The sequence below is a fragment of the Citromicrobium bathyomarinum genome, from assembly GCA_001306305.2.
Taxonomy (GTDB): domain Bacteria; phylum Pseudomonadota; class Alphaproteobacteria; order Sphingomonadales; family Sphingomonadaceae; genus Alteriqipengyuania; species Alteriqipengyuania bathyomarina.
Genome location: CP155577.1, coordinates 1,403,741 through 1,427,241 on the forward strand (window position 1 = coordinate 1,403,741; position 23,501 = coordinate 1,427,241).

Genomic DNA, 23,501 nt, shown 5'->3' on the forward strand with positions numbered 1-23,501 from the left:
GATATGGCAGAAGACGAAGCCACTTTTGAAATAGACAATTCGGAGCCGACCGCTCCGGGTGAGCGGCTGCGTGCCGCGCGAGAGGCCAAGGGAATGAGCGTGGAGGACGTCGCGTCCGCCACCCGCATTCCCAAGCGGCATCTGGAAACGATCGAGGATGGCGATTTCGCCGTCCTTCCGGGGCGGACCTACGCGATTGGCTTTTCGCGCAGCTACGCCCGGGCCGTCGGGCTGAACGACGAGGAAATCGTCAACGATGTGCGCGAGCAGCTGGGCATCGAAGACCCGGCGGAGCGGCTGCGCGACGGGACGATGCAGACGGAGGACCCCACGCGACTGCCTTCGCGCGGGCTGGTGATCGCATCGATCATCGCGGGGATCGTGCTGCTGATCGGCGTTTTCGCCTTTTCGCGCAGCTTCTTCTCCCCGGAATCCGAGGCGGACTCACTGCTCGCCGCAGAAGAACAACGCACCGAGGCGGAGCAGCAGGCGCAGGCCGCCGCTACGCAGAGCGTCGCTCGCGCCGCTGCGGTCGAGGGGCCGGTCGTGTTCACCTCCACCCAGGACGGCATGTGGGTGCGCTTCTACGACGGCGATGAATCCAACGTGCTGATGGAAAGCCTGATGGGCAAGGGCGAGAGCTACACCGTGCCCGACACGGCGAGCGATCCGCAGGTCCGCACCGGACGCCCGGATGCCTTCACGATTACCGTGGGCGGGAAGAGCGTACCGCGCCTTGCAGAGAATGATGCCGTGGTCAGCGATGTGCCGGTGAATGCGAAAGCGCTGCTCGCCCGGGATGGCGTCGGCCTGCCCGGGACTGCCGCAGCCGATCCCGCCGCGCAAGGTGGCCCGGGTGGCGCGCAGCGCTGAGCGCTGGCACCACTGGTGAGAAAAATTGGGGGGCGATGGTTCAGGCCCGGTTCGTGCCGTGCCGCGCACCATCGCCCGATGGACACAGAGAGGGATTCGATGATTTTGGCCAAGGCACCCGCAAGGAAACGGCTCGCGATTTACGGCGCGCTGGCAGGGCTTTTGTTGACGAGCGGCGTGCCCGCCATGGCGCAGGACAACGATTCCTCGCGCATCCGCAAGCTTGAGGCGGAAATCCGCGCACTTCAGCGGCGGGTCTTCCCGGGCGGCGATGGCCGCTATTTCGAACCCGAGATTTCCGGCCCTGCGAACAGCGGCCCAAATGCCAGCACCCAGACCACGGCAGTGACCGATATTCTTGCCCGTCTCGATGCGCTCGAAGCATCGATCCAGTCGCTCACCCGTCAGGTCGAAGTGGTGACGAATACGCAGGACGGGATCGAGCAGCGGCTCGCCGTGCTCGAAAACGCGACCGCCACCGGTGGCGCCCCCGCCGCGCTGCTGCCTTCCGGCAACGCCGGCGCGTCGAACACGGGCACTGCGGCCACCACCACCACCCGGCCGGATCCGACCACGCCCACGCCGACGCCCGCTACAGCCACCGGGCCGAGCGCGGAGCGACTGGCAGCGGTCCGCGCGATCGCCAAGCCGCAGACCGACGACGCGGGTGACGACGACTATTCCTACGGCTTCCGCCTGTGGGAAGCGGGCTTCTACCCCGAAGCGCAGCAGGCACTCGCCGCCTTTGTCGAAAAGTATCCGGACCACTGGCGGACCACTTATGGTCGCAACCTGCTGGGCCGCGCATTCCTCGACAATGGGCAGGCGCGCGAGGCGGCTCCGTGGTTCCTGAAGAACTATCAGGCCGATAACGACGCGGCACGTGCGCCGGACAGCCTGCTCTATCTCGCCGAATCGATGATCGAACTGGGCGATACCAACCGCGCCTGCATCGCGCTGGCCGAGTTCAGCGAAACCTACCCCGCGCTCGCGACCGGTCGGTTGAGCGATCAGTACCAGGCCAGCCGTCGCAAGGTGAGCTGCTCCTGACAGGCAGGCCGCCCGACCCTGCGCTGATCGAGCGGTTCCGGGCCGACCTCGCGCAGGTCTGGCCCGACGATCCCGATCTCGCAGGGGTTTCGCTGGGAATCGCTGTATCGGGCGGACCGGACAGTCTTGCGCTGCTTTTGCTCGCCAATGCGGCGATGCCGGGGCGGGTGAGGGCGGCGACGGTCGATCATGGCCTGCGCCCCGAAAGCGCGGACGAAGCGGCGTTCGTCGCCCGCGTCTGCGAGGGGTTGGGAATTCCGCATGCTACGCTGCGGGTGGATGTCTCCCCCGGCAACCTGCAGGCCAATGCGCGCGCCGTGCGCTACGAGGCGCTCGGTTGCCATTTCGAGCAGGTCGGCGCGTCGGTTTTCGCCACCGCGCATCATGCCGACGATCAGGCCGAAACCCTGCTGATGCGCCTCAACCGGGGGAGCGGGCTGGCGGGGCTCGCAGGGGTGCGGCCCTGGTCGGTCTTCTTTCCCGAAGGCATCATCGAGGAAATGGTGATGGTGCGGCCGTTGCTCGGCTGGCGGCGCGGGGAACTCGCGGCGGTGGTGCGGGCGGCGGGGATCGAGGCGGTCGACGACCCTTCCAATTCCGACGACGCCTTCGACCGCGCGCGGATGCGCAAGGCGATCGCCGATGCCGAGTGGCTCGATCCACTGGCGATGGCCCGCTCCGCCCGACACCTTGCCGAGGCCGAGGAGGCGATCGGGGACTATGTGTCGAGTGTCGCGAACCAGCTGATCTGGCGCGATGGCGCCTGTTATTTCTGCATGGGCTATCCCCGACTGGTGGAGATCGGGGTGGTCGAGAAGATCCTTGATCGGCTGGGCGGGGGCGAGGTGCGCAGGTCAGAGGTCGCACGCATGGTGGACCGGCTGCGCGCCCGCGAAAACGCGTCTCTCGGCGGTGTGCTCGCCAAGCGGGCATGGGTGAAAACCGGGCCCAACTCGACCAGCGACAGCGTCAAATTCGAAAAAGAGCCCCAGCGCAGGGCGTAAGCCGTCCTGCGTTAGAGGATCGGCTCGCCCATCTTCAGCGTTTCGCCGCGCGTAATCACGACCTTGTCGCCCTTCTTGGCCACCGCGAATACCTTGGCCGCGAATTCGTTTGGCAGGCCGATGCAGCCGTGGCTGGCATAGCCGTTTTCGACCTGCGACCCGTGCAGCGCAACGCCGTCGTTGGTCAGGAACATCGAATAGGGCATCGGCGCGTTGTTGTACTTTTCCGACACATTGTCGCGCATCTTGTAGCGGATCGGGAAGACGCCGAGCGGGGTCGGGTGCTCCTGCGTGCCGACCAGCACTGCCGCCGCGCCGATCTCGTAACCGCCGCGGAAGACCGAGATGACCCGGGCGTCCAGATCGACCGTGATCACGATCGGGCCAGCGGGGACGCCTTTGGTATCCCAGTGCCATTCGCCGTACTTGATCGGGCCCTTGATCGGCAGCACGCGCTTGACCACCATCGGTTCGGAGCGCGAGGCCCGCGACGGGGCTGAGCGGGCGACGCTGCGGCTTGCACCGCTCGCGCTGCTGCGCGCGTCGTAGATCACCTCTCCATCATGGTCCTGGGCGTCGAGTCCGGCGTCATCATCCGTTCCGTCGCCTGCGACGGTTTCGTCGCTCAGGCTCGCATCGGTTACGGTCCCGGGGTCGAATTGATCGCTGTCGCTACGCGCGTTCCCGTCCTCGTCGAACTTGGAGGGATCGACCGGGATGGCGTCCTCGATATTCGGCGCGCTAGCCGCGGTGTTCGCGGCTGTATCGGCATACATCATGCGCGTGCCGATTGCCGCGCCGCCGAAAAGCAGCACGGTTGCGAGCGTTGCTCCGCCGATCCAGAGAAGTGCCTTGGTCATAGTAGTCTTTCCTGCCTCGCGCGCGCGGCAAATCCCAGCGGGCTGCGCCACCGCGTATCGGCGGGGGACGCTATAGCGGACAAAAGTTAACGCGCTGCGGAAAATCTCGCCGCCGCCCGCTAGCTGCGGGTTACCTCGACCGTCTTTTCGCACAGCTCGACCATGCCGAAACTGGTCAGGAAGCTGACATCGGCGGCATCGCGGCCGACGCCGATCTTCACGATGTCTTCCGCCGTTCCCATGCCCGTCGCATCGACCAGTTGCCAGGTCCCGCCTGCATCGCTGCCCGGGTCTTTCAGGAACACCTCGGCCACCGCGTGGAAATCGGGCGGGGTCACGTCGGGCGCGTAGCAGGCGACGAACCGCGCGGGGATCACGCTCGCGCGGGCCAGCGTAACCACCATGTGCGCATAGTCGCGGCAGATCCCGCGCCGTTCGACGAAGCTGTCGAGCGCGGTGGTCGACGCATCCGAACTGCCCGGAGAATAGGTGAACTTGTCAGCCACCCAGCTGCGGATCGCCTCGACCCGCGCTCCGCCCGAAGTTCCCCCGAACTGGTCCTCGACAAAGCTCTGGAACTTGTCGGCGGGACAATAGCGGGAATCGAACAGGTATTTGACCGGGGCGGCGGGCATCTCGCTCGGCCGCAGCTGTTCGAGCTGGTCGAGCGCGGCGATCTGGCGGCGAATCTCGACCTCTGCCTCGTGGCGCACCTCGAACCGGCCATCGGCGCGGGCCCACACCCGCTCGCCGATATCCTCCTGCGCCGGGATCCGCGTGCAGCTGTCCGCGTCGGTCAGATCGGTCCGGCAGTTCAGCAGATATTGCTCGGGAATATCGGCGACCGCGAACTGCATCAGCGCGTCGGTGGGGGCCTGCGTGGTGAAGGCGAAGCTGGATCGGATGGAAATGGCCATACCCGATCAACGCCCCGCCAGCGTAAAGTGCCGGGCGGGATCGTCTTTATTCGTTCGGGGCACCGAACAGATCGTGCTCGTCCGCGTCCTCGACCTGCACCTCCACGATATCGCCGGGGGCGAGGCTGGCGGAGACATTGCGCAGGAACACGTTGCCATCGATCTCGGGCGCGTCGGCCTGCGAGCGGCCGGTTGCACCAATATCGCCGTCTTCGTCAGGCTCGCCGACCTCGTCGATGATGACCGGCAGCGTGCGACCGATTTTGGCCTGCAGCTTGGCCGCGCTGATCCGCGCGGTCGCTTCCATGATCCGGGCGTAGCGTTCTTCCTTGACCGCTTCGGGCACCGGATCGGGCAGGGCATTGGCCGCCGCGCCCTCGACCGGCTCGAACCGGAACGCGCCGACGCGATCCAACTGGGCCTCTTCCAGCCAGTCGAGAAGGTATTGGAAATCCTCTTCCGTCTCGCCCGGAAAGCCGACCACGAAGCTGGAGCGAACGGCTATGTCGGGGCAGATCTCGCGCCAGCCCTTCAGCCGTTCGAGAACCTTGGCCTCGTTCGCCGGGCGCTTCATGCGCTTGAGGACAGACGGCGCCGCGTGCTGGAACGGGATGTCGAGATAGGGCGTCAGCAGCCCTTCGGCCATCAGCGGGATGACCTGATCGACATGAGGGTAGGGGTACACGTAATGCAGCCGGACCCACGGCGGCCTTCCCTGATCGGTGCGCAGCTGACCCAGCTCGCGCGCCAGATCGGTCATGTGCGCGCGCACTTCGCGGCCCTTCCACTCGCGCGCATCGTGGCGCGTATCGACGCCATAGGCCGAAGTGTCCTGGCTGATGACCAGCAGTTCCTTCGTGCCCGCCGCGACCAGCTTTTCCGCCTCGCGCAGCACCGCGTCGATCCGCCGGCTCGCGAGTTTTCCGCGCAGATCGGGGATGATGCAGAAGGCGCAGGAGTGATTGCAGCCCTCCGAAATCTTGAGGTAGCTGTAGTGGCGCGGGGTCAGCTTGATGTCCGCCAGATCGGGCTGAGGGATCAGGTCGATGTACGGACCCTGGCTGGGCGGGGCGTGTTCATGCACCGCCTCGACAACCTGTTCGTACTGGTGCGCGCCGGTCACCGCGAGCACCTGCGGATGCGCGGCGCGGATCGCGTCGGCTTCCTCGCCCATGCAGCCGGTCACGATCACGCGGCCATTCTCGGCAATCGCCTCGCCGATCGCCTGCAGGCTCTCTTCCTTGGCGGAATCGAGGAAGCCGCAGGTGTTGACCAGCACGATGTCCGCGCCCGCATAATCGGCGCTCATCGCGTAGCCATCGGCCCGCAGGCGGGTGAGAATACGCTCGCTATCGACGAGCGCCTTGGGGCAGCCGAGGCTGACCATGCCGACCTTCTTGGGGTCGGGGATCGAGGTGGTGGTTGTTGTCATGATTGCGCGCGCCTCTACACCCAAGTGACGCTTTGCGCTAGGTGGCGCGTCGAACACCAATGGAGGCTGCAAATGGGTCAGATCGATCTGCTGAATATCGTCCTTGGCGCAGCCGCGTTCTTCTTCGTGGGAATGGTCTGGTACGGCGTGTTGTTCGGGAAGATCTGGAAGCGCGCGATCGGGCGCGGCGAGGATGAGGGGTTCAGCGGAGACCGGCCGCTGTGGCTGGTGTTCGGCCTGACCTTTGCCTTCGCGTTGCTGATTTCGCTGACGTTGGCACACCAGTTCGCGATGTCGAGCCCGTCGGTGCGCGCGATGATGATGATCTCGGTCGGTTACGGCCTGATGCTGATGGTGCCCGCAGTGGGTATTCGCTATCTCTATCTCAACGCCCCGTGGCGGGTGTTCGCAATCGACGCGGGCTTCTTCGTCACCGCAATGGCGGCGATGGGCGCGGTGTTCGTGGCGCTGCGCTGACCACGCTGAGTCACGCTATTGCGGGCGCGCTTCGCCGTTGTGCCCGTCGCCGCGTTTCTCACCCTCGACCGTCGGCACGATCTCGACCACGATATCGCCCGCCTGCAGGTTCTGGCACTCGTCTTCCCAGAAGCCCAGCGCCTCGCCATTGCGATAGATCCTGAGGCCCCGGCCGCCGGTCTTCAGCGCGGAGATCGCGCAGCCGCATTCCTCTGCTGTGACGGGGCGCTCAACCAGCTGGACCCGCCCTGCGACGGAGGCCAGATCGGCGAGATAATCCGCGATATGCGCGCCCTTGACGCTGCCCGCGAGCAGCAGCCCGGTGAAGTGGACCGGGTTGATGACGTTGTTGGCCCCGGCCTGCCGCGCGAGGCTCTCGTTGTCCGACGCGCGCACCACCACGCTGATCGGCACCGCAGGCGCGAGCGCGCGCACGGTCAGTACGATCAGGATCGAGGTGTCGTCGCGCCCGGCAGACACAAGCACGCTCTGCGCGCGGTCGATCTTGACCGCCTTGAGCGTTTCGTCCCGCGTCGCGTCGGCGGCCATGATGTTGCAGCCCAGCGCTTCGGCATCGGCGAGGCGTTCCTCACTAGGGTCGATCACGACGATGCATTCCGGCTCGACCCCGCGATCGATCAGTTCGGCAACCGATTCCGAACCCGACACGCCGTAGCCGAGCACCACGATGTGGTCGGACAATTGCTCCTGAATGCGGTTCATGCGGAATTTCTCCCAGCTGCGCTGAATGAGGAAGTTGTAGGCGGTGCCGACGAAAATGAAGAGCACGGCGAAGCGTACCGGGGTGACGATCACCGCCTCCACCAGCCGCGCGCGATCGGTGATCGGCGCGATGTCGCCGAAGCCGGTCGTGGTGATCGAGATCATCGTGAAATAGACGACGTCGAGGAAGCTGACCTCGCCATCGAGGTTATCGACCAGCCCCTCGCGATCCCACCAGTGGATCATCACCACCAGGAAGATGAGGCCCAGCGCCAGCCCCAGCCGGATCGACAGGTCGCCCCATACGGGCACCTTCACCGCGCGCCGCAGTGGCTGGAAGCGCGGGCCGCGCACTTCGCGTGCGCTCGCACCGCTGCCGACCCGTTCGACCTGCTGGCGTCCCCGTTTCCCCCGGTCGCTGCTCAAGGCTGATGCTTTCTCATTGGAAACGAAGGGTTAGACTCGTGCTGCGCGCGCGGCAACCGAATCGCGTCAGCCGTAACGCTCGCCCAGCTCGCCGAGCGAGGCGTGGTGCGTCAGATCGAGCTGCAGCGGGGTGACCGAGACGAAGCCTTCGTTGATCGCTTCCAGATCGGTGCCGTGGTCCAGCGTGTGCTCGATCGCCTGCAGGCCGAACCAGTAATATTTGAACCCGCGCGGATCGCGCCCTTCGACCACGGTGCCGCGCGAATAGTCGTGGAAGCCCTGACGGACCGCGCGGATGCCCCTGATCTGATCGGCGGTAAGGGCGGGGAAGTTGACATTGACCAGCGTGCGCTTGGGCAGCGGCGTGTCGAGCAGCGGGCCCATCACCTTCTCGCCCCAGGCGCGCGCGGCTTCGAACGTGTCGTCGGTCGCCGCGCCTTCCTTGCTGGTTACCTGGCTTAGTGCGATCGAGCGGATGCCCGCCAGCGCGCCCTCAATCGCGGCGGACACGGTGCCGGAATAGGTGATGTCGTCGGCCAGGTTTGCCCCGCGATTGACGCCGGAGAGGATAACATCGGGCGGGCCGTCCATCACCTGCCGCAGACCCATGGTGACCGCGTCGGTCGGGGTGCCGGTGACGGAATAGCGCCGCTCGCCATGCTTGCGCAGGCGGACGGGGCGGGTGAGGGTGAGGGCGTGGCCCATCCCCGACTGCTCTTCATCCGGCGCGCAGATCCAGATGTCGTCGGAGAAGGCGCGGGCGATCTCCTCCAGCACTTCGAGGCCGGGGGCGTGGATGCCATCGTCGTTGGTGAGGAGGATTTTCATCTGTATTCCTTCTCTAATTCGTCATGCTGAACTCGTTTCAGCATCCAGGTTCCCTTCCGCTGCGAACTTCAGCGCAGATGAGAACTGGACCCTGAAACAAGTTCAGGGTGACGACTAAGATTACTCCGGGCTGATCCGCGTCAGACCGCCCATGTAGGGATGCAGCGCTTCGGGCACGTCGATGCTACCGTCTTCGCTCTGGTAGTTCTCCAGCACCGCCACCAGCGTGCGGCCCACGGCGAGGCCCGATCCGTTGAGCGTGTGGACGAACTCGGTCTTCTTGTCGCCGCTTTCCGGGCGATAGCGCGCGCTCATCCGGCGGGCCTGGAAATCGCCCACGTTGGAACAGCTGGAAATCTCGCGGTAGGCACCCTGGCCGGGCAGCCACACTTCCAGATCGTAGGTCTTGCGCGCGCCGAAGCCCATGTCGCCGGTGCACAGCAGCATCTTGCGGTAGGGCAGGCCGAGTGCCTGCAGCACGCCTTCCGCGCACTGCGTCATCCGCTCATGCTCGGCTTCGCTGTCCTCGGGGCGCACGATGCTGACCAGCTCGACCTTTTCGAACTGGTGCTGGCGGATGAAGCCGCGCGTATCCTTGCCCGCCGCGCCCGCTTCGGAACGGAAGCATGGGGTCAGCGCCGTCATCCGCAGCGGCAGATGCGCTTCTTCGATGATGTGCCCGCGCACCGCATTGGTCAGGCTGACCTCGGCGGTGGGGATCAGCCAGCGGCCGTCGGTGGTGTGGAACAGGTCGTCGGCGAACTTGGGCAATTGCCCGGTGCCGAACACCGCATCGTCGCGCACCAGCAGCGGCGGGTTACATTCCAGATAGCCGTTCTCGGTCACCTGCCGGTCGAGCATGAACTGGCCGAGCGCGCGGTGCAGCCGGGCGATCCCGCCGCGCAGGAAGGTGAAGCGTGCGCCGGCGATATTGGCACCGATCTCGAAATCGAGGCCCAGCATCGGGCCGATATCGGCATGTTCGCGCGGCTCGAAGTCGAACTCGCGCTTCTCGCCCCAGGTCGACAGCTCGACGTTTTCTTCCTCCCCCGCGCCCTCGGGCACGTCCTCGGCGGGTAGGTTGGGGATCGCGGCGAGCATGTCGTCCATCTCGGCGCCGAGCACGCGCGCGTCTTCCTCCAGCCGGGGCAGGGTGGTCGCCTTGAGCTCGGTCACCTCGGCCTTCAGCCGGTCGGCTTCCTCGGTATTGCCGCTGCCCATCGCCTGGCCGATCGCCTTGGAGGCGGCGTTGCGGCGGTTCTGTGCGTCCTGCAATTCGGTCAGGACGGCGCGGCGGCGGGTGTCGAGGTCGAGCAGACGCGCGGTGACCGGCTCTGCCCCGCGACGGGCGAGCGCGGCGTCGAAAGCTTCGGGTTCGCGGCGGATGGTGGCGATGTCGTGCATGGCTCGCGCCTATACGAGCCTGACCGCGCTTGGCCAGTATCAAGTTGGCCAGCGATCGCTGTTTGAGGGCCCCGGAGCGATTCGGAAGCTGGATGCGGCATCGGCCCACCGATTTAAGGCAGACGAAGACGCTCGGGTGCCTGCAGCCGATCGAAACTGTGACCCAAATGGCCCAGGGTAACGCGTATGCGTCCGTGAAACCGAACGGTCACAAATGCTCCCCGAAAGTGTCACGTCGCGTCTCTAGCGCCCCTCTCGCGATCACTATTCGCGTCCACATATTCGAATCTTCGGTTTTTTGAGGGGACCGCTCGCTGTGAAAAATCTCCATCGCTCGCTCGTAATCGGTTGTAGCGCGCTGGCTCTTGCCGGCTGTGGTGCCGATGAAATCGTCTCGCCCGGCACGGGCGGCAATGTGACGATCAACAACCCGGCCCCCACGCCGGCCCCGGCACCGGCTCCGACGCCGACCAGCACGCTGGCAACCCCGGCGGCCAGCTGCCCGCAGATCGCCAACCCGACGCAGCTGCTCGACCTCGGCACGATCTCCGGCCCGACCGGCACCTATCGCCGTTGCCGTCTGCCCGAGAGCTTCACGGCATCGTCGACCCTGCCGCGCGTTGCCGGCACGCTCTATGAACTCAACGGCCAGACCGACGTCGGCGTCGACCAGGGCTTCGGCTCGACCAACACTGCCGTGACGCTCGACATCGAACCGGGCGTGATCATCTTCGCGTCGGGTAACGACTTCCTCAACGTCAATCGCGGTAATAAGCTGAACGCGGTCGGCACGGCAGCCAAGCCGATCATCTTCACCAGCCGCCAGAACGTGGAAGGTAGCACCAGCACCGACACTTCGGGCCAGTGGGGCGGGATCATCCTGTCGGGCCGCGCGCCCGTGGTCGACTGCTTCATCGGTTCGGAAGCGGCAGGTACCTGCGAACGCCGTGTCGAAGGTGCGACCAACCAGATCCTGTACGGCGGCGCGCAGTCGGGCGACAGCTCGGGCACGCTCAGCTACATCCAGATCCGCTTCTCCGGCTTCGCACTGGCGAATGGCGACGAACTCCAGTCGCTGACCACCGGCGGCGTCGGCTCGGGCACGGTCATCAACAACATCCAGAGCTACAACAGCTCCGACGATGGTGCTGAATTCTTCGGCGGCAGCGTGCGCGCCTCGCGTCTCGCGATCATCGGCGCGGAAGACGACTCGCTCGACACCGATACCGGCCTCAAGGGTCTGTTCGACCAGGTCCTGATCGTGCAGCGCCCGGCCGCCTCGGACACCGTCATCGAACAGGATTCGGACGGTAACGAGGAAGCGTCCCCGCGCACCAACGTGCGCGTGAACAACGCCACCATGATCGCGCAGAGCAGCATCGGCGACCGCGGCATCCGCGTGCGCGGCAGCTCGGACTTCTCGCTGTTCAACTCACTCGTCTGGGATCGTCTGGGCACCAATAACGGCTGCATCAACGTGCAGGGCGTTTCGGTGGATCGCGCCGCCGGTGCCAACGACGAATCCGGCCCGGTCGTATTCAACTCGGTGGCGCTGCAGTGCGCGACCAACTTCCGCGGCGGCAGCGGCTCGACCGCGGCGCAGGTCGAAGCGCGCTTCGATGCGGGCGCGGCCAACACCAAGGCCTTCACCAACACGCTTGCCCGCCTGACCGGGATCACCACCGGTGCTCCGTTCATCAACGGCAGCGCGGAAAACACCTACAACCCGATCTTCGATGCGAACGCCGTGTCGAGCTTCTTCCCGACCGGCCGCAGCTACATCGGCGCCGTGCCGAGCGAAGCGGCGAACTGGGCCGAAGGCTGGACCTGTAACTCGGCGACGGTGACGCTGGGTCTGAACAACACCGGCAGCTGCGACACGCTGCCGCAGATCTGATCGAGCCAACAGGGGGAGGGGCCGGGCGCTGGTGCGCCGGGCACCTCCCTTGCTCGATTTTCCGATGACGCCCCGGCCATTGCGGCCCGGGTGCACCAGTCTTTCAAGACCTTAGCATGAGGGGGTCTCATACCATGTCCACCGGCAAGCAGTTGGCAGGGCTGCTATTGCTCTCCACCGCGCTCACCTTCCCGGGTGTCGCATTCGCTCAAGGCACGGGTACGGCCCAGTCCGGCAACGCGGCTGCCCAGCCCGCGGTCGAGACGCCCGCTGAGGAGCCCATCAACCCAGACGAAAACGATGCCGCGCAGGAAGGCGAGGGCGAGATCGACGTCTCCGTTCCCGGCGGCAACGTGATCACCGTGACCGGCCGCCGCGGCCCGCGCGACATCACGCGCGGATCCAGCCAGGTCGTCTCGGTGCTCAGCACGGAAGACATCGCGCGCACTGGTGAAGGGGATATCGCCGGCGCGCTGAGCCGCGTGACCGGCCTTTCCAACACCGGCAATGGCCGCGTCTTCGTGCGCGGCCTTGGCGACCGCTATTCGCTCGCGCTGCTCAACGGCCTTCCGCTGCCGTCGCCCGAGCCGCTGAGCCGCGTCGTCCCGCTCGACATCTTTCCGACCGACATCATCGCCTCCTCGCTGGTCCAGAAGACCTATTCTGCGAACTTCCCCGGCGAATTCGGTGGCGGCGTGATCAACCTGACCACGCAGGCGATCCCCGACGAAAGCTTCCTCAAGGTCAGCCTCGGGGTCAGTGGCGACACCGAAACCACCTTCGAGAACGGGTTGCTGTACTACGGCAGCGATATGGACTGGTACGGCTTCGACGGCGGTCGCCGCGATCCGCAGCCCGCGCTGCAGGCCTATCTCGATGGCACGGTCGAGCTTGAAGAGCTGCCTCTGGCGGATCGTCAGACGATTGCCAGCACACTCTCCGTGCCCAACCTGATTGTGCTCCAGAAAGCCGACAAGCTGCGCCCCAACATGTCGGGCGGCCTGACCGGCGGAACCAGCTTCTTCGTCGGCGACGACGCGGAACTGGGCATCATCGCGACCGCCAACCTGAGCAACTCGCTGCGCAACCGCAACGTCCTCAGCCAGACGCCGGTGCGCCAGGAAACCGTGACCCCGGCCGACGACTTCCGCCGCTTCGTGACCGATAACCGCATCCTGCTCAACGGGCTGCTCGGCTTCGGGCTGGAATATGGCGATCAGAAGATCCGCTGGACCAACGTGTATATTCGCGACGTGCTCAAGCAGGCGTCGCTCAGCCAGGGGCGGATCATCGTCGGTTCGGGCGATGACGGGTTCGACAAGCTGATCCAGCAAAACGGCTGGTTCGAACGCCAGCTGATCGATTCGCAGGTGGTCGGCGAATTCCAGCTCGGCAGCGACATCTCGCTCGACCTGCGTGGCGGCTATGCCCAGACCGATCGCGAGAGCCCGTACGAATATCGCTTCGACTATGTCCGGACGAACAACCCGAACGATCCGTTCGGCGATTATTTCGTCAACCCGCTGGACAACAACCTGCCCGGCGGCCAGGCGGCGGTCGCGTTCTCCGACCTGACCGAGAAAGTCTATTACGGCGGCGGCGATCTGACCGTGCCCGTCATGCCCGATGTGCTGTCGCTGACCGCCGGCGCCGCCTACACCGACACGCAGCGCTATTCGGAACGCCGCGCGTTCCAGTTCACCGCGCCGAGCAACTTCCCCAACGGCATCGCGCTGCTGCGTCCGGACCTGCTGATCGCACCCGCGATCATCGAAGCATCGAACGTGCCCGGCTTCGCTGCGCCGGGAGTGTCCGCGCCGGTCGATCTGCGCGAACTGACCGAGGATACGCCTGCGTTCGACGCCCGGCTGAAGGTGATGGCCGGCTATCTGAAGGGCAATCTGACGCCGATCGAGGGGCTGACCATCGATGCGGGCGTGCGCTATGAGGATGGCAAGCAGACCGTCGCCCCGGCGCAGGTCTTCACCAACCAGCCCAACCTCGGCGCGGTGACCGCGATCGAGAACAGCTACTGGCTGCCTTCGGCCACGATCACCTACGAGTTCGACAATGGGCTGCAGCTGCGTGCGAGCGCGTCGAAGACGATCGCCCGTCCCCAGTTCCGCGAACTGCTGCTGCAGGAATATACCGATCCGGAAAGCCTGCGCTCCTTCGTGGGTAACCCTGCCTTGCAGGACAGCACGCTGTTCAACGCGGAAGTGCGCGGCGAATACTATTTCGGGCAGGGCAGCCGCGTCTCGCTGGCGGGCTTCTACAAGTCGATCGACAACCCGATCGAGGCGTTCTCGCAGTTCACCGACAACTCGCAGTCGACCAGTTTCGCCAATGCTCCCAAGGCAGAACTTTACGGTGCCGAGGCCGAGCTGGTGTGGAACTACGACCTCTACGATCTGGGCGGCTTCTTCGAAAGCAAGCGCGCTCTGCTGATCGCGAACTACACCTACACCCAGTCCCAGATTCAGGTGAAACCGGGCGATCAGACCTTCATCTTCATCACCGGTGTAGGGGCGAGCCCGCGCGATGCGACCTCGCTGTTCCGCGATGGCGATCCGCTGACCGGCCAGTCCGATCATCTCGCCAACATCCAGGTCGGGTTCGAGGATATCGACCGGCTGAGCCAGGTGACGCTGCTGTTCTCCTACGCCAGCAACCGCGTGACCAGCCGTCTGGGCCAGAACGCAGGCGGGCTGCCCGACGTGATCGAGAAGCCGGGCGCCAGGCTCGATCTCGTGATCCGGCAGGGTGTCGAGCTGGGCGGTGTGCCGCTGGAACTGAAGTTCGAGGCGCGCAACCTCACGGGGACGGACAATTACGAGTACGTCGCCAATGACAGCGGCCGGGTCGATGTGAACAGCTATCAGGTCGGCCAGAGCTTCGCGCTGTCGCTGTCCGCCGAGTTCTGATCCGACCTTCACGCATCAAGACCGAAAAGGCCCGCGGCGATCCCGCGGGCCTTTTCTTTTTGAGTGCTGGAGTGAAAGCTCGCGGTCCTGCGACGATCCGACGTCAGCCTTCCAGATCGAACGCGTAGCCCTGCTTGCGCACCGTCCGGATCGCCTCGGGCCCGTCCGCTGCCCGGAATGCCCGCCGCAGCCGCCCGATCCACACATCGACCGTGCGTTCGTCGATCGGCGGCTCCAGCTTGCCGAGCCCTTCGATGATACGCTGGCGGGAGAGCACCTCGTCGCGATGTTCGACGAGGAAGCGCAACAGGCGGAACTCGTTCGGGCTGAGCTTCAGCGGCGTGCCATCCCACCGCGCCTGCTGCGCGGCGGGAACGACTTCCAGCAGGCCGACCCGCTTGCGCGGCGGTGAGCGCTGGATTCCATGCTGCGATTGCAGCGTCAGGATGCGGTCGAGCACGCCGTTGCGATCGAGCGGGCCGACCACGTAATCATCGGCACCCGCCTTGATCGCCCGGCGGCGATCCTCGTCGTCGTCCTGCTCCAGCACGATGGTGATGTGGGCATCGGCCAGCCGATCGTCGGCGCGCAGGCGGCGGACCATTTCCAGCCCGGAGATTTCGGGCATGATCCAGTCGACGAATATCCAGGTTGGCCCGTCGACCAGCGCGGACGGGCCGCCGGGGCCGATCCCCTGGAAATCGAACATCTCCCCCGCCGCACTCTGCGGGCTGGGGCCGGGCAGTTCCCCGGTCAGCAGGATATTGACCTTGCGCATGGCTGGTTCGACCTCTTTGCCGCGCAGCCGTGCCGTCATCGTGTGACCGGTTCGTGACGACTTCAAACCCGTGCGAAAAGGGGCCGATCGATCTACGCGAGCGATCGCGACCCGCCACATCTGCAAGCTTGCGGGCAGCGCGGCAAGGGTGCCGGAACGGGCTTACCCACCGGGCGCAAAGAACCACGTTCAATTCGAGCCGTTTCGAATCGGCTCTTTCGCACCCTGTGCCGCGTCCGGCGGTGGAAGCAGGGCAGCGAACCCGAAAAGCCTTTCGCCGACACACCTACTCCCATAGACAGGAAGGCGATGCCCCGGCTTGATCTCCGAATATTCGTGCTCGTCAGCATCGGCCTGCTGCTCGCTGCCTGCGCCGGTGCGCAGGACGAGCGAACGGCCGAGGAAGTGCCGGTCGTCGCGCAGGAGGTGCGCTTTGTTCCCGAGATGTCGCAGGTGGAAGCCATCGGCACGGCCCGCGCGGCAACTTCTGCCGAGCTTTTTCCTGAGACCGCGGGCCGCGTCACCCGCGTGCTGTTCAGCGCCGGCGACTACGTGCGGCAAGGCGCGCCGCTGCTGCAGCTGGACGACCGGGCGGAACGGCTGGATGTCGAAGCGGCGCAGGTCTCGGTGCGCGAGGCGAGCCAGCTGCTGGGCCGCTATCGCCGGATCGAGGACACGGGCGCCATCTCCGAAAGTCAGATCGAGGCGGGCGAAACCGCGCTCGCCGCCGCGCGCGTGCAATTGCGCCAGGCGCAGACGGCACTGGCCGATCGCACGGTCCGCGCGCCGTTCGCCGGCCATGTTGGACTGACCGAGATCGATGCGGGCGACCGCGTCAATGACTCCACCCCGATCACCCAGATCGACCAGCGCGGCACGCTCTATGTCGATTTTCCCGCGCCAGAAGAGGTCTTCGCGAACCTGAGCCCGGGCGACACGGTGGAGGTGACGCCATTCTCCGAACCCGGACGCACGATCGAGGCAGAGGTGGTCGCGACCGACAACCGGGTTTCGCAGGACAGCCGCGATTTCATCGTGCGCACCGCCATCCCCAATCGCGACGACAAGCTGCGCCCCGGCATGAGCTTCCGCGTCCAGTTCACCCAGAGCGGCACGATGCGCGCCGCCGTGCCCGAAGAGGCGATCGTGTGGGGCGGGGAGGGATCGCACCTGTTCCTCGTGCGCGAGGGCAAGGCGGTGCGCGTGCCCGTCACCATCACCTCGCGCCGCGATGGCCGGGTGTTCGTCGAAGGGCGGATCGCCCGCAACGACCGGGTGATCGTGGAAGGCGTGCAGAAGGTACGCGACGGGCAAGACATCCGCCTCGTCCGCCAGGCGCGCCAGCTCGAACAGGATGTCCGCGTCGAGCAGGCGCCGACGCGCGGCGGCGATGACGACTAGGTTCGACCTGCCCATGCTGGCGGTCAAGCGACCGCTGCTGATCGGTGTGCTCAACCTGCTGATCGTGATCGCGGGGATCGCCGCGCTGATCGGCGTGGAGGTGCGCGAGCTGCCCAATGTCGATCGGCCGATCGTCTCGGTCACCGCCAGCCTGCCCGGCGCCGCGCCCGAAACGATGGATGCGGAGGTCACCAGCATCCTGGAAGATGCGGTCGCGCGCGTTTCGGGCGTGCGCCAGATCAGCTCTTCGAGCGAGGAGAACAATTCGCGCATCCGGGTCGAGTTCAACCCGGGCGTCGACCTCGACACTGCGGCAACAGACGTGCGTGAGGCCGTCAGCCGGACGCAGCGCGACCTGCCCGAGCGGGTCGAGCAGGTGACGGTGGTGAAGGCCGATCAGGACGCGCAGCCGATCATGACGCTCGCCGTGCTGAGCGATGCTTACGATCAGGCCGAACTGACCCGTCTGGTCGACAACGACATCATTCCCGAACTGCTGACTGCCGAGGGCGTGGCCAGCATCGAACCATTCGGCGCGCGCGAGCGGCAGATGCGCGTCGCGGTCGATCCGCTGCGCCTCAACCGCTTCGGCCTGACGCTGACCGATGTCGCCGATGCGCTGGAGAATGCGCCGTTCGATGTGCCGGTCGGCTCGTTCCGGTCCGACGCGCAGAGCCTCGTCGTGCGTGCCGATGCCAGCGCCACCGAGCCCGAGCGGATCGAAAACGTAATCGTCAGCGGCAATGTGCGGATCGGCGACGTCGCGCAGGCCGGTTTCGCGCCCGCCAATGCCAGCAACTTCGTGCGCCTCGACGGGCGGCCGATCATCGGGCTGGGTGTGGTGCGACAGGCCAGTTCCAACACGATCGAGATTTCGGACTCGATCCGGCAGGCGGTGGAGCGGGTCAACCGGCGGTTCGACGATGTCGAGGTCCAGATCGTGTCCGACGATGCCGAGTTCATCCGCATTTCGGTGCGCGAGGTGCTGATCACACTCGGCTTCACCATTTTGGTCGTGGTCGCGACCATGCTGATCTTCTTCCGCGCGTGGCGGCCCACGATGGTCCCCAGCACGACCATTCCCGTCGCACTGGTCGGCGTGATCGCGGGCATCTGGCTGATGGGCTTTTCGATCAACCTGCTCACCCTGTTGGCGCTGGTGCTGGCAACGGGGCTGATCGTCGACGACGCGATCGTGGTGCTGGAGAACTGCCAGCGGTTGCAGAACAAGGGACTGGGCAGGCGCGCGGCGGCGGTGGTCGGCACGCGGCAGGTGTTCTTTGCCGTCGTTGCGACCACCGCCGTGCTCGTCTCGGTCTTCGTGCCGATCAGTTTCCTTCCGTCGGAGACCGGGCGGCTGTTCCGCGAATTCGGCTTCGTGCTGGCGGTCGCGGTGATCCTGTCCAGCTTCGTCGCGCTGTCGCTGGTGCCCGCGCTCGCCGCGAAGTCCGATCTGACCAGTGATGAAGCGGACGGCGATGAAGCTGGCAAGAGCCGCCTGTCGCGCTTCGGCACCGCCGTCACCGGGCGCTATGACCGCCTGTTGAAGCGCGCGCTCGACGCGCCGCGTGCGACGATCATCGGCTCGGTGCTGATCGCGGGGCTCGCCGGGTTCCTCTACACCCAGCTCGACAACGAACTGGTGCCGGACGAGGATCGCGGGGTCGTCACGGTCGACGCGACCGGCCCCGACGGCGTCGGCCTCGCTTTCATGGATCGCGAGCTGGACGAGATCGAGCAGGTGCTCCAGCCTTATCTCGACAGCGGCGAGATCGAGAGTACGTTTTCCATTGTCGGCCGCTACGATCCCAACCGCGTGCGCGTGACCGCGCAGCTGGCCGACTGGGGCGAGCGGGACCGCAGCCAGACCGAGATCGTGCAGGAGCTGAACGGCCCGCTGGCGGAAATTCCCGGATCGCGCACCAATGCGCGCGGGCGCGGCACGCTCAGCTTCGGCGGCGGGGGCGAAGGACTGGAGGTCGCGCTGACCGGCCCCGAGTACGACCGGATCTACGCAAGCGCCGATGCGCTGGCGACCGCGATCGACACCCAATCGGACATCCTCTCGAACGCCGAAATCTCCTATCAGCCGACCCAACCGCAGCTTTCGGTCCGGATCGATCGCCAGCGCGCGTCGGACCTGGGCGTGGATCTCAACGACCTGTCGCAGACGCTGCGCGCGATGGTTGGCGGAGAGGAGCTGGTCGATTTGAACGTAGGCGATCAGGCGGTGCCGATCTTCCTTACCGCGCAGGCGGTCAGCGTGACCAACCCCAACGACCTGCGCAATCTCTATGTTCGCGGATCGGGCGGTGCGACGGGCGGCAACACTCTGGTGCCGCTGTCGGCGCTTACCACGATCGTCGAAGAGGGGATTGCCGCCGAACTCGACCGGACCGAACAGCGCCGCGCGATCGAGGTCGATGCCGACATCGCGGCGGGCACTCCCCTGCGCGACGCGGTCGACGAGATCGAGCGACTGGCCGAGGAGACGGTGGCCGAGGATATCGACATACTGCTGCAAGGCGATGCGGAAAGCCTTGAGGAAAGCTCCAACGCGCTGGCGCTGACCTATGGTTTTGCCCTTGCCATCGTCTTTCTGGTGCTGGTCGCGCAGTTCGAAAGCCTCACCAGCGCGCTGGTGGTGCTGCTCACCGTGCCCTTTGCACTGGCCGCAGCGGTGTTCGCGCTGTTCCTGTCGGGCGTGTCGCTCAACATCTATTCGCAGATCGGGCTGGTGATGCTGATCGGTCTGATGGCCAAGAACGGGGTGCTGATCGTCGAATTTGCGGACCAGCTGCGCCATCAGGGCCGCAGCGTGCGGGAAGCGGTGGAGGAAGCTGCCGCGATCCGCCTGCGACCGATCACCATGACGCTGATCTCCACCGTGATCGGCGCGCTGCCGCTTATCCTCGCCAGCGGAGCGGGGGCCGAGGCACGCCAGTCGATCGGCTGGGTGATCTTCGGCGGGCTTGGCATTGCCAGCATCTTCACGCTGTTCCTCACCCCCGTGCTCTATCTCGCCATCGCCCGCTTCGGCCAGCCGCGCAGCGTCGACCTCGACAAGCTGCGCGAGGAGATCGATTCGCTGGACGAGGATATGACGGTGGCGCCCGCATGATCCGCACTCTTGCTCTCCTGTCGGCGGCCACGGCGCTGTCGGCCTGCGCCTCGCTCGATCCCTATCCGGTCGATCGTCCGGTCATCGCGCCGCAGGCCTATGCGGCAGATTTGCCGCCCAGCGGGGTGGCGGAGAACTGGTGGCAGGGGTTCGGGGATTCTGTGCTCGACGATCTGGTCGAGCAGGGCCTCACCGCCAATCTCGACATTGCCATTGCGCGCGACCGGCTGCGCGCGGCGGATGCGCTGCTGCAGGCGGAGCGTGCGGATCGCCTGCCCCGCCTCGACGGTGCAGCGGATGCGGCGATCGGCATCGGGACCTCCGACAGCGATTCCGCCAGCATCGGTCTGCTGGGCACGTTCGATCCGGACATTTCCGGACGTCTCTCGGCACAGATCCGTGCCGCCGCCGCCGACTATGCGCAGGCGGAGTATATCCTCGCCGATCAGCGCAGGCTGGTCGCCGCTGCCATCGCCGCGCAATATATCGAATATCGCCGCACCGGCGCGCAGCTGGAGCTGCTGGCGCAATCGACTGAGTTGCAGGAGCGCACGCTCAGGATCGTGACCCTGCGGTTCGAGGCGGGGCTGGCCGCCAATCTCGATGTGCGCCGCGCGGCCGCCGACCTCGCACAGACGCGCGCGCGGCGCGGCCTGATCGAGATTGCGCGCGCGGGCGCCGCCAACCGTCTGGCGATCCTGCTGGGGCAGTCGCCCGGTCTCTTCACCCCGCCGCCTGCGCCGGGCGAACAGACGATCCCCGATTATGCCGGCGGGCCGCCTGCGGGCACGCCTGCGGACCTGCTCCGTCGGCGGGCCGACGTGCTCGCCGCCGAGGCAGCGCTGCTGCGCGCCTCGGCAATCGTCGGGGCGGAGCAGGCGGACCTGCGCCCCTCGCTGACCATTCCAGCCAGCGTGACACTGGGCGACGGCAGTATTGGCGGCATCCTCGACGAATTCATCGCCAGCATCGGCGCCGCGCTCGATCTGCCGCTGTTCGACGGAGGCCGCAGGCGTGCCGAGGTGGACGCTGCGCGGGCCGAGGCGGATGCGCGCTTCGGCGAATACCGCCTGACATTTCTCGAAGCGCTGGGTGAGGTCGAAAATGCGCTCGTCGCGCTGGACGCCAATGGCCAGCGGATCGATGCGCTCAGCGAAGCGATCGAGCAGAGCGAAGCTGCGCTGGAACAGTCGGACGCGCTTTACCGCGAAGGCCTGGCGACCTTGTTCGACGTGCTCGATGCCCAACGCCAGCTGATCGCGAGCCGGCAATCGCTTATCGACAGTCAGGCTGCGCTGGCAACGTCCTTCATATCGTTCCACGCGGCGATTGGCGCGCCGGATGGTGGGCTGCGTTAGGCACTGAGACCCTATCTGGACACGATCGACAGCTACTTCTGCCACTTGAGAGATAAGTGGGCGGCCGATCCGGTAAAACTGCAGAATCTCGAGGACAAGCGAATCGAGCTGGAATTCCTCATCCAGGACTGGTTCGATCCCAATGTCTGGCAGATCGAGAACCGTAGCGAACGACAGCGCGTCAGAAGCGAAATCTTGGCGGCGGAGAGAGGCGCGGCGTTCAACGCGAGCGAGGTGAGCGCGGCGCTGCCCGAGTATAACTTCGATACTGTGATGTTGACCGAACTCGTCGCGTCGGTCGACATTCCCAACATTGTCGGGATCGATGCCTGCGCGGGCATGCTAAGAGCGTCCGTGAGGGCGGTAGAGCCGGAACTGCTCGTTTCCCTCCAAGGCGTTCGGGGAGCGCTCGTGCAGTATCTCGGAAGAAGCGAGCGGACCGGACAGCTTTATATGTGGCGAGCCATAACGAGCCACATGAGCGATCAGTTGAGCCGCGCGTCCGGACGACGCGAACAGCGCGTATCGCGCGACCAGGTGGTCTGCGTGCAGAAGGCAGCGGCGGATGCTGCCGTTCTGGCAGCGCAACCAACGCAGACGCAGCCTGCGCTAGATATCGACATTTCCGATGTCGGCGGCAGGGAGTAGCGGCCCGACCGAATTTCTCAGACTCGCTCAATCTGTCAGTTGGAGGACGAGAATGTATCGGCTCTTCATGCTCATTGCCGCCTGCCTGTCTTGCGCGGCTTGCGATAAGCCCTCGCTGTACGAGACCAAATTGGCCGCTCTGCCAGAGCTCCAGCAGGAGGAAGGGAAGCTTCGCCTAAAGGAGTGCGATCGTCTGGAGGAGACGATCGCCAGTTCGCAGGATTTCTCGGTTGGCGGACGGGGAGCCGGTTTCGGCTTCCAGCTACGCAGCGCGGAATTCAAGAACTCGTCGGCGAAAGATCAGTACCTTCTGTCCCTTCTGAACACCGTCAAGGTGTGTCGCGAGTGGGCGGTATTCGAAGCATCCCAAGAAGAGTTCGATAACGCGTTCCTCGCCATGGTGGATGTGGCCGCGAACAGTTTCGATGCCCAAGTCGTGTCGATAGACGAAAAGATCAGCGGCCTGATCGCCGCCTACCGATCGAATGGGTCGGTCGGTCGGAATGAGCGAATCCGGGCGGGCGAAGTCGAATCCTTGCGCAAGCTGGCCGCCCAGCAGCGCACGGTCGAGCAGAGACTGGCAACCATCGAAGGTCTTCTGACAAATCCGCGACCGCCGTCGAACGCGATGTCCGTTATCGATACGGGCTCCCTTCTTGAGGGCCAATGGCGAATAATGTTCGATCGAGGGTCAGACCGGGTGAACCCGGATCAGATTGAAAGGGTGCGCGGTGAGGTGGCCGCCATGCGGGAGCGATGCGAATTATGGCGCGCAAGCGTGATCGGTTACTCCAGCATAGTTGGGGGAGAAGAGATCAACGATGCCCTTGCCGCCCGACGCGCTAGGAACGTTCATCGATCGCTCGCCATAAATCCGGACGACGACTGGGCTATCGGTGGGGCAGGTGAGACGCAAATGTTCGGCTCGGAAGAAGCTCTGAATCGAGCGGTTCGAATCCGGGCGTGGTGCAAGGTCCGCGTCGAGTAGAGGCGCAAACCAAGGCCTTTCCCGAGCGCTGCTAGTTCGAATCGGAGCGTCGGCCAATTGGTTACTGAGTCCGGGCCAGAGAACGAGGAGAGACCGCTCAAACTACCGACTGGCGCAGTCTATGACGGCGCTATTGCGCTTCGGGAAAGGGCGGAAAGCTGAGCGGGTTTCGTCGAAAACGCAGAAAATCGTCAAGGCTTGGCCGGAGAGGCCTGCCGGCCTTTTCACGGACCAGCTTCGCGGTCCGCGTAAATCGTCGAAAAGATGGTGGGCGCGGCAAGGATTGAACTTGCGACCCCACCCGTGTGAAGGGTGTGCTCTACCACTGAGCTACGCGCCCGGACGGCCCCTCGGGGCCATGCCGAGGGGCGCATTTGCCAATCCTGTCGCTT

General features: G+C 65.6%; 18 protein-coding genes and 1 tRNA gene. 11 read left to right on the plus strand and 8 right to left on the minus strand.

The features are described from left to right. Positions 1-3 precede the first annotated feature (3 nt). The 3 genes from VO57_006920 (at position 4) to tilS (ending at position 2,927) form a co-directional block, all read left to right on the plus strand. On the plus strand, positions 4-873 hold the full coding sequence (locus tag VO57_006920) for a RodZ domain-containing protein (protein XBL71061.1): 870 nt from the start codon (positions 4-6) through the stop codon (positions 871-873). Between the two features lie 105 nt (positions 874-978). Continuing rightward, entirely contained in the window at positions 979-1,923 is a 945-nt protein-coding gene (locus VO57_006925) for a tetratricopeptide repeat protein (protein ID XBL71062.1), read from the plus strand. Positions 1,924-2,015: 92 nt separating this feature from the next. Next, on the plus strand, positions 2,016-2,927 hold the full coding sequence (gene tilS, locus VO57_006930; protein XBL71304.1) for a tRNA lysidine(34) synthetase TilS: 912 nt from the start codon (positions 2,016-2,018) through the stop codon (positions 2,925-2,927). Between the two features lie 11 nt (positions 2,928-2,938). Here the strand turns inward: tilS and VO57_006935 are convergent, their stop codons facing one another. The 3 genes from VO57_006935 to rimO form a co-directional block, all read right to left on the minus strand. Then, positions 2,939-3,787 carry a L,D-transpeptidase family protein gene (locus tag VO57_006935; GenBank protein ID XBL71063.1) on the minus strand — a complete coding sequence of 283 codons (849 nt, stop codon included), beginning with the start codon at positions 3,785-3,787 and terminating at the stop codon, positions 2,939-2,941. A 119-nt stretch (positions 3,788-3,906) separates the two neighbouring features. After that, positions 3,907-4,704: a transglutaminase family protein gene (locus VO57_006940; GenBank protein ID XBL71064.1), complete on the minus strand. Its 798-nt coding sequence runs from the start codon at positions 4,702-4,704 to the stop codon at positions 3,907-3,909. A gap of 46 nt (positions 4,705-4,750) precedes the next feature. Further along, on the minus strand, positions 4,751-6,136 hold the full coding sequence (gene rimO, locus VO57_006945; GenBank protein XBL71065.1) for a 30S ribosomal protein S12 methylthiotransferase RimO: 1,386 nt from the start codon (positions 6,134-6,136) through the stop codon (positions 4,751-4,753). Positions 6,137-6,208: 72 nt separating this feature from the next. Between rimO and VO57_006950 the strand changes: the two genes are divergently transcribed. Further along, on the plus strand, positions 6,209-6,613 hold the full coding sequence (locus VO57_006950; protein XBL71066.1) for a DUF1761 domain-containing protein: 405 nt from the start codon (positions 6,209-6,211) through the stop codon (positions 6,611-6,613). 15 nt (positions 6,614-6,628) lie between these two features. On the opposite strand, the gene VO57_006955 is transcribed toward VO57_006950, so the two are convergent. From VO57_006955 to serS, 3 genes are all read right to left on the minus strand, one after another. Beyond that, positions 6,629-7,690 carry a potassium channel family protein gene (locus VO57_006955; protein XBL71305.1) on the minus strand — a complete coding sequence of 354 codons (1,062 nt, stop codon included), beginning with the start codon at positions 7,688-7,690 and terminating at the stop codon, positions 6,629-6,631. 138 nt (positions 7,691-7,828) lie between these two features. Next, complete coding sequence (surE, locus tag VO57_006960) at positions 7,829-8,590, minus strand: 5'/3'-nucleotidase SurE (GenBank protein ID XBL71067.1); 762 nt, start codon at positions 8,588-8,590, stop codon at positions 7,829-7,831. 120 nt (positions 8,591-8,710) lie between these two features. Next, the gene (gene serS / locus VO57_006965) at positions 8,711-9,994 is read right to left on the minus strand and encodes a serine--tRNA ligase (protein XBL71068.1); all 1,284 of its coding nucleotides are present in this window, start codon (positions 9,992-9,994) and stop codon (positions 8,711-8,713) included. 316 nt (positions 9,995-10,310) lie between these two features. Here serS and VO57_006970 point away from each other — a divergent pair, with 316 nt between their 5' ends. Together VO57_006970 and VO57_006975 are read left to right on the plus strand one after the other, a co-directional pair. Further along, positions 10,311-11,891, plus strand: a complete 1,581-nt coding sequence (locus VO57_006970) for a hypothetical protein (GenBank protein XBL71069.1) — start codon at positions 10,311-10,313, stop codon at positions 11,889-11,891. Positions 11,892-12,007: 116 nt separating this feature from the next. Further along, entirely contained in the window at positions 12,008-14,815 is a 2,808-nt protein-coding gene (locus VO57_006975) for a TonB-dependent receptor (GenBank protein XBL71070.1), read from the plus strand. A gap of 103 nt (positions 14,816-14,918) precedes the next feature. On the opposite strand, the gene VO57_006980 is transcribed toward VO57_006975, so the two are convergent. After that, positions 14,919-15,632 (minus strand): response regulator transcription factor, encoded by a 714-nt coding sequence (locus tag VO57_006980; GenBank protein ID XBL71071.1) that lies wholly within the window; start codon positions 15,630-15,632, stop codon positions 14,919-14,921. A gap of 270 nt (positions 15,633-15,902) precedes the next feature. Between VO57_006980 and VO57_006985 the strand changes: the two genes are divergently transcribed. From VO57_006985 to VO57_007005, 5 genes are read left to right on the plus strand one after another with little or no spacing between them, the layout of a single operon-like run. Beyond that, on the plus strand, positions 15,903-16,994 hold the full coding sequence (locus tag VO57_006985) for an efflux RND transporter periplasmic adaptor subunit (GenBank protein XBL71072.1): 1,092 nt from the start codon (positions 15,903-15,905) through the stop codon (positions 16,992-16,994). Beyond that, positions 16,984-20,115 (plus strand): efflux RND transporter permease subunit, encoded by a 3,132-nt coding sequence (locus tag VO57_006990; protein ID XBL71073.1) that lies wholly within the window; start codon positions 16,984-16,986, stop codon positions 20,113-20,115. The genes VO57_006985 and VO57_006990 overlap by 11 nt, the downstream gene beginning before the upstream one ends. After that, positions 20,112-21,473 (plus strand): efflux transporter outer membrane subunit, encoded by a 1,362-nt coding sequence (locus VO57_006995; GenBank protein ID XBL71074.1) that lies wholly within the window; start codon positions 20,112-20,114, stop codon positions 21,471-21,473. Before VO57_006990 ends, VO57_006995 begins: the two co-directional genes overlap by 4 nt. Positions 21,474-21,518: 45 nt before the next feature. After that, positions 21,519-22,121 carry a hypothetical protein gene (locus VO57_007000; protein XBL71075.1) on the plus strand — a complete coding sequence of 201 codons (603 nt, stop codon included), beginning with the start codon at positions 21,519-21,521 and terminating at the stop codon, positions 22,119-22,121. 52 nt (positions 22,122-22,173) lie between these two features. Beyond that, the gene (locus tag VO57_007005; protein XBL71076.1) at positions 22,174-23,109 is read left to right on the plus strand and encodes an OmpA family protein; all 936 of its coding nucleotides are present in this window, start codon (positions 22,174-22,176) and stop codon (positions 23,107-23,109) included. 265 nt (positions 23,110-23,374) lie between these two features. Here VO57_007005 and VO57_007010 read toward each other — a convergent pair. Next, a tRNA-Val gene (locus VO57_007010) sits at positions 23,375-23,449 on the minus strand. Positions 23,450-23,501 lie beyond the last annotated feature (52 nt).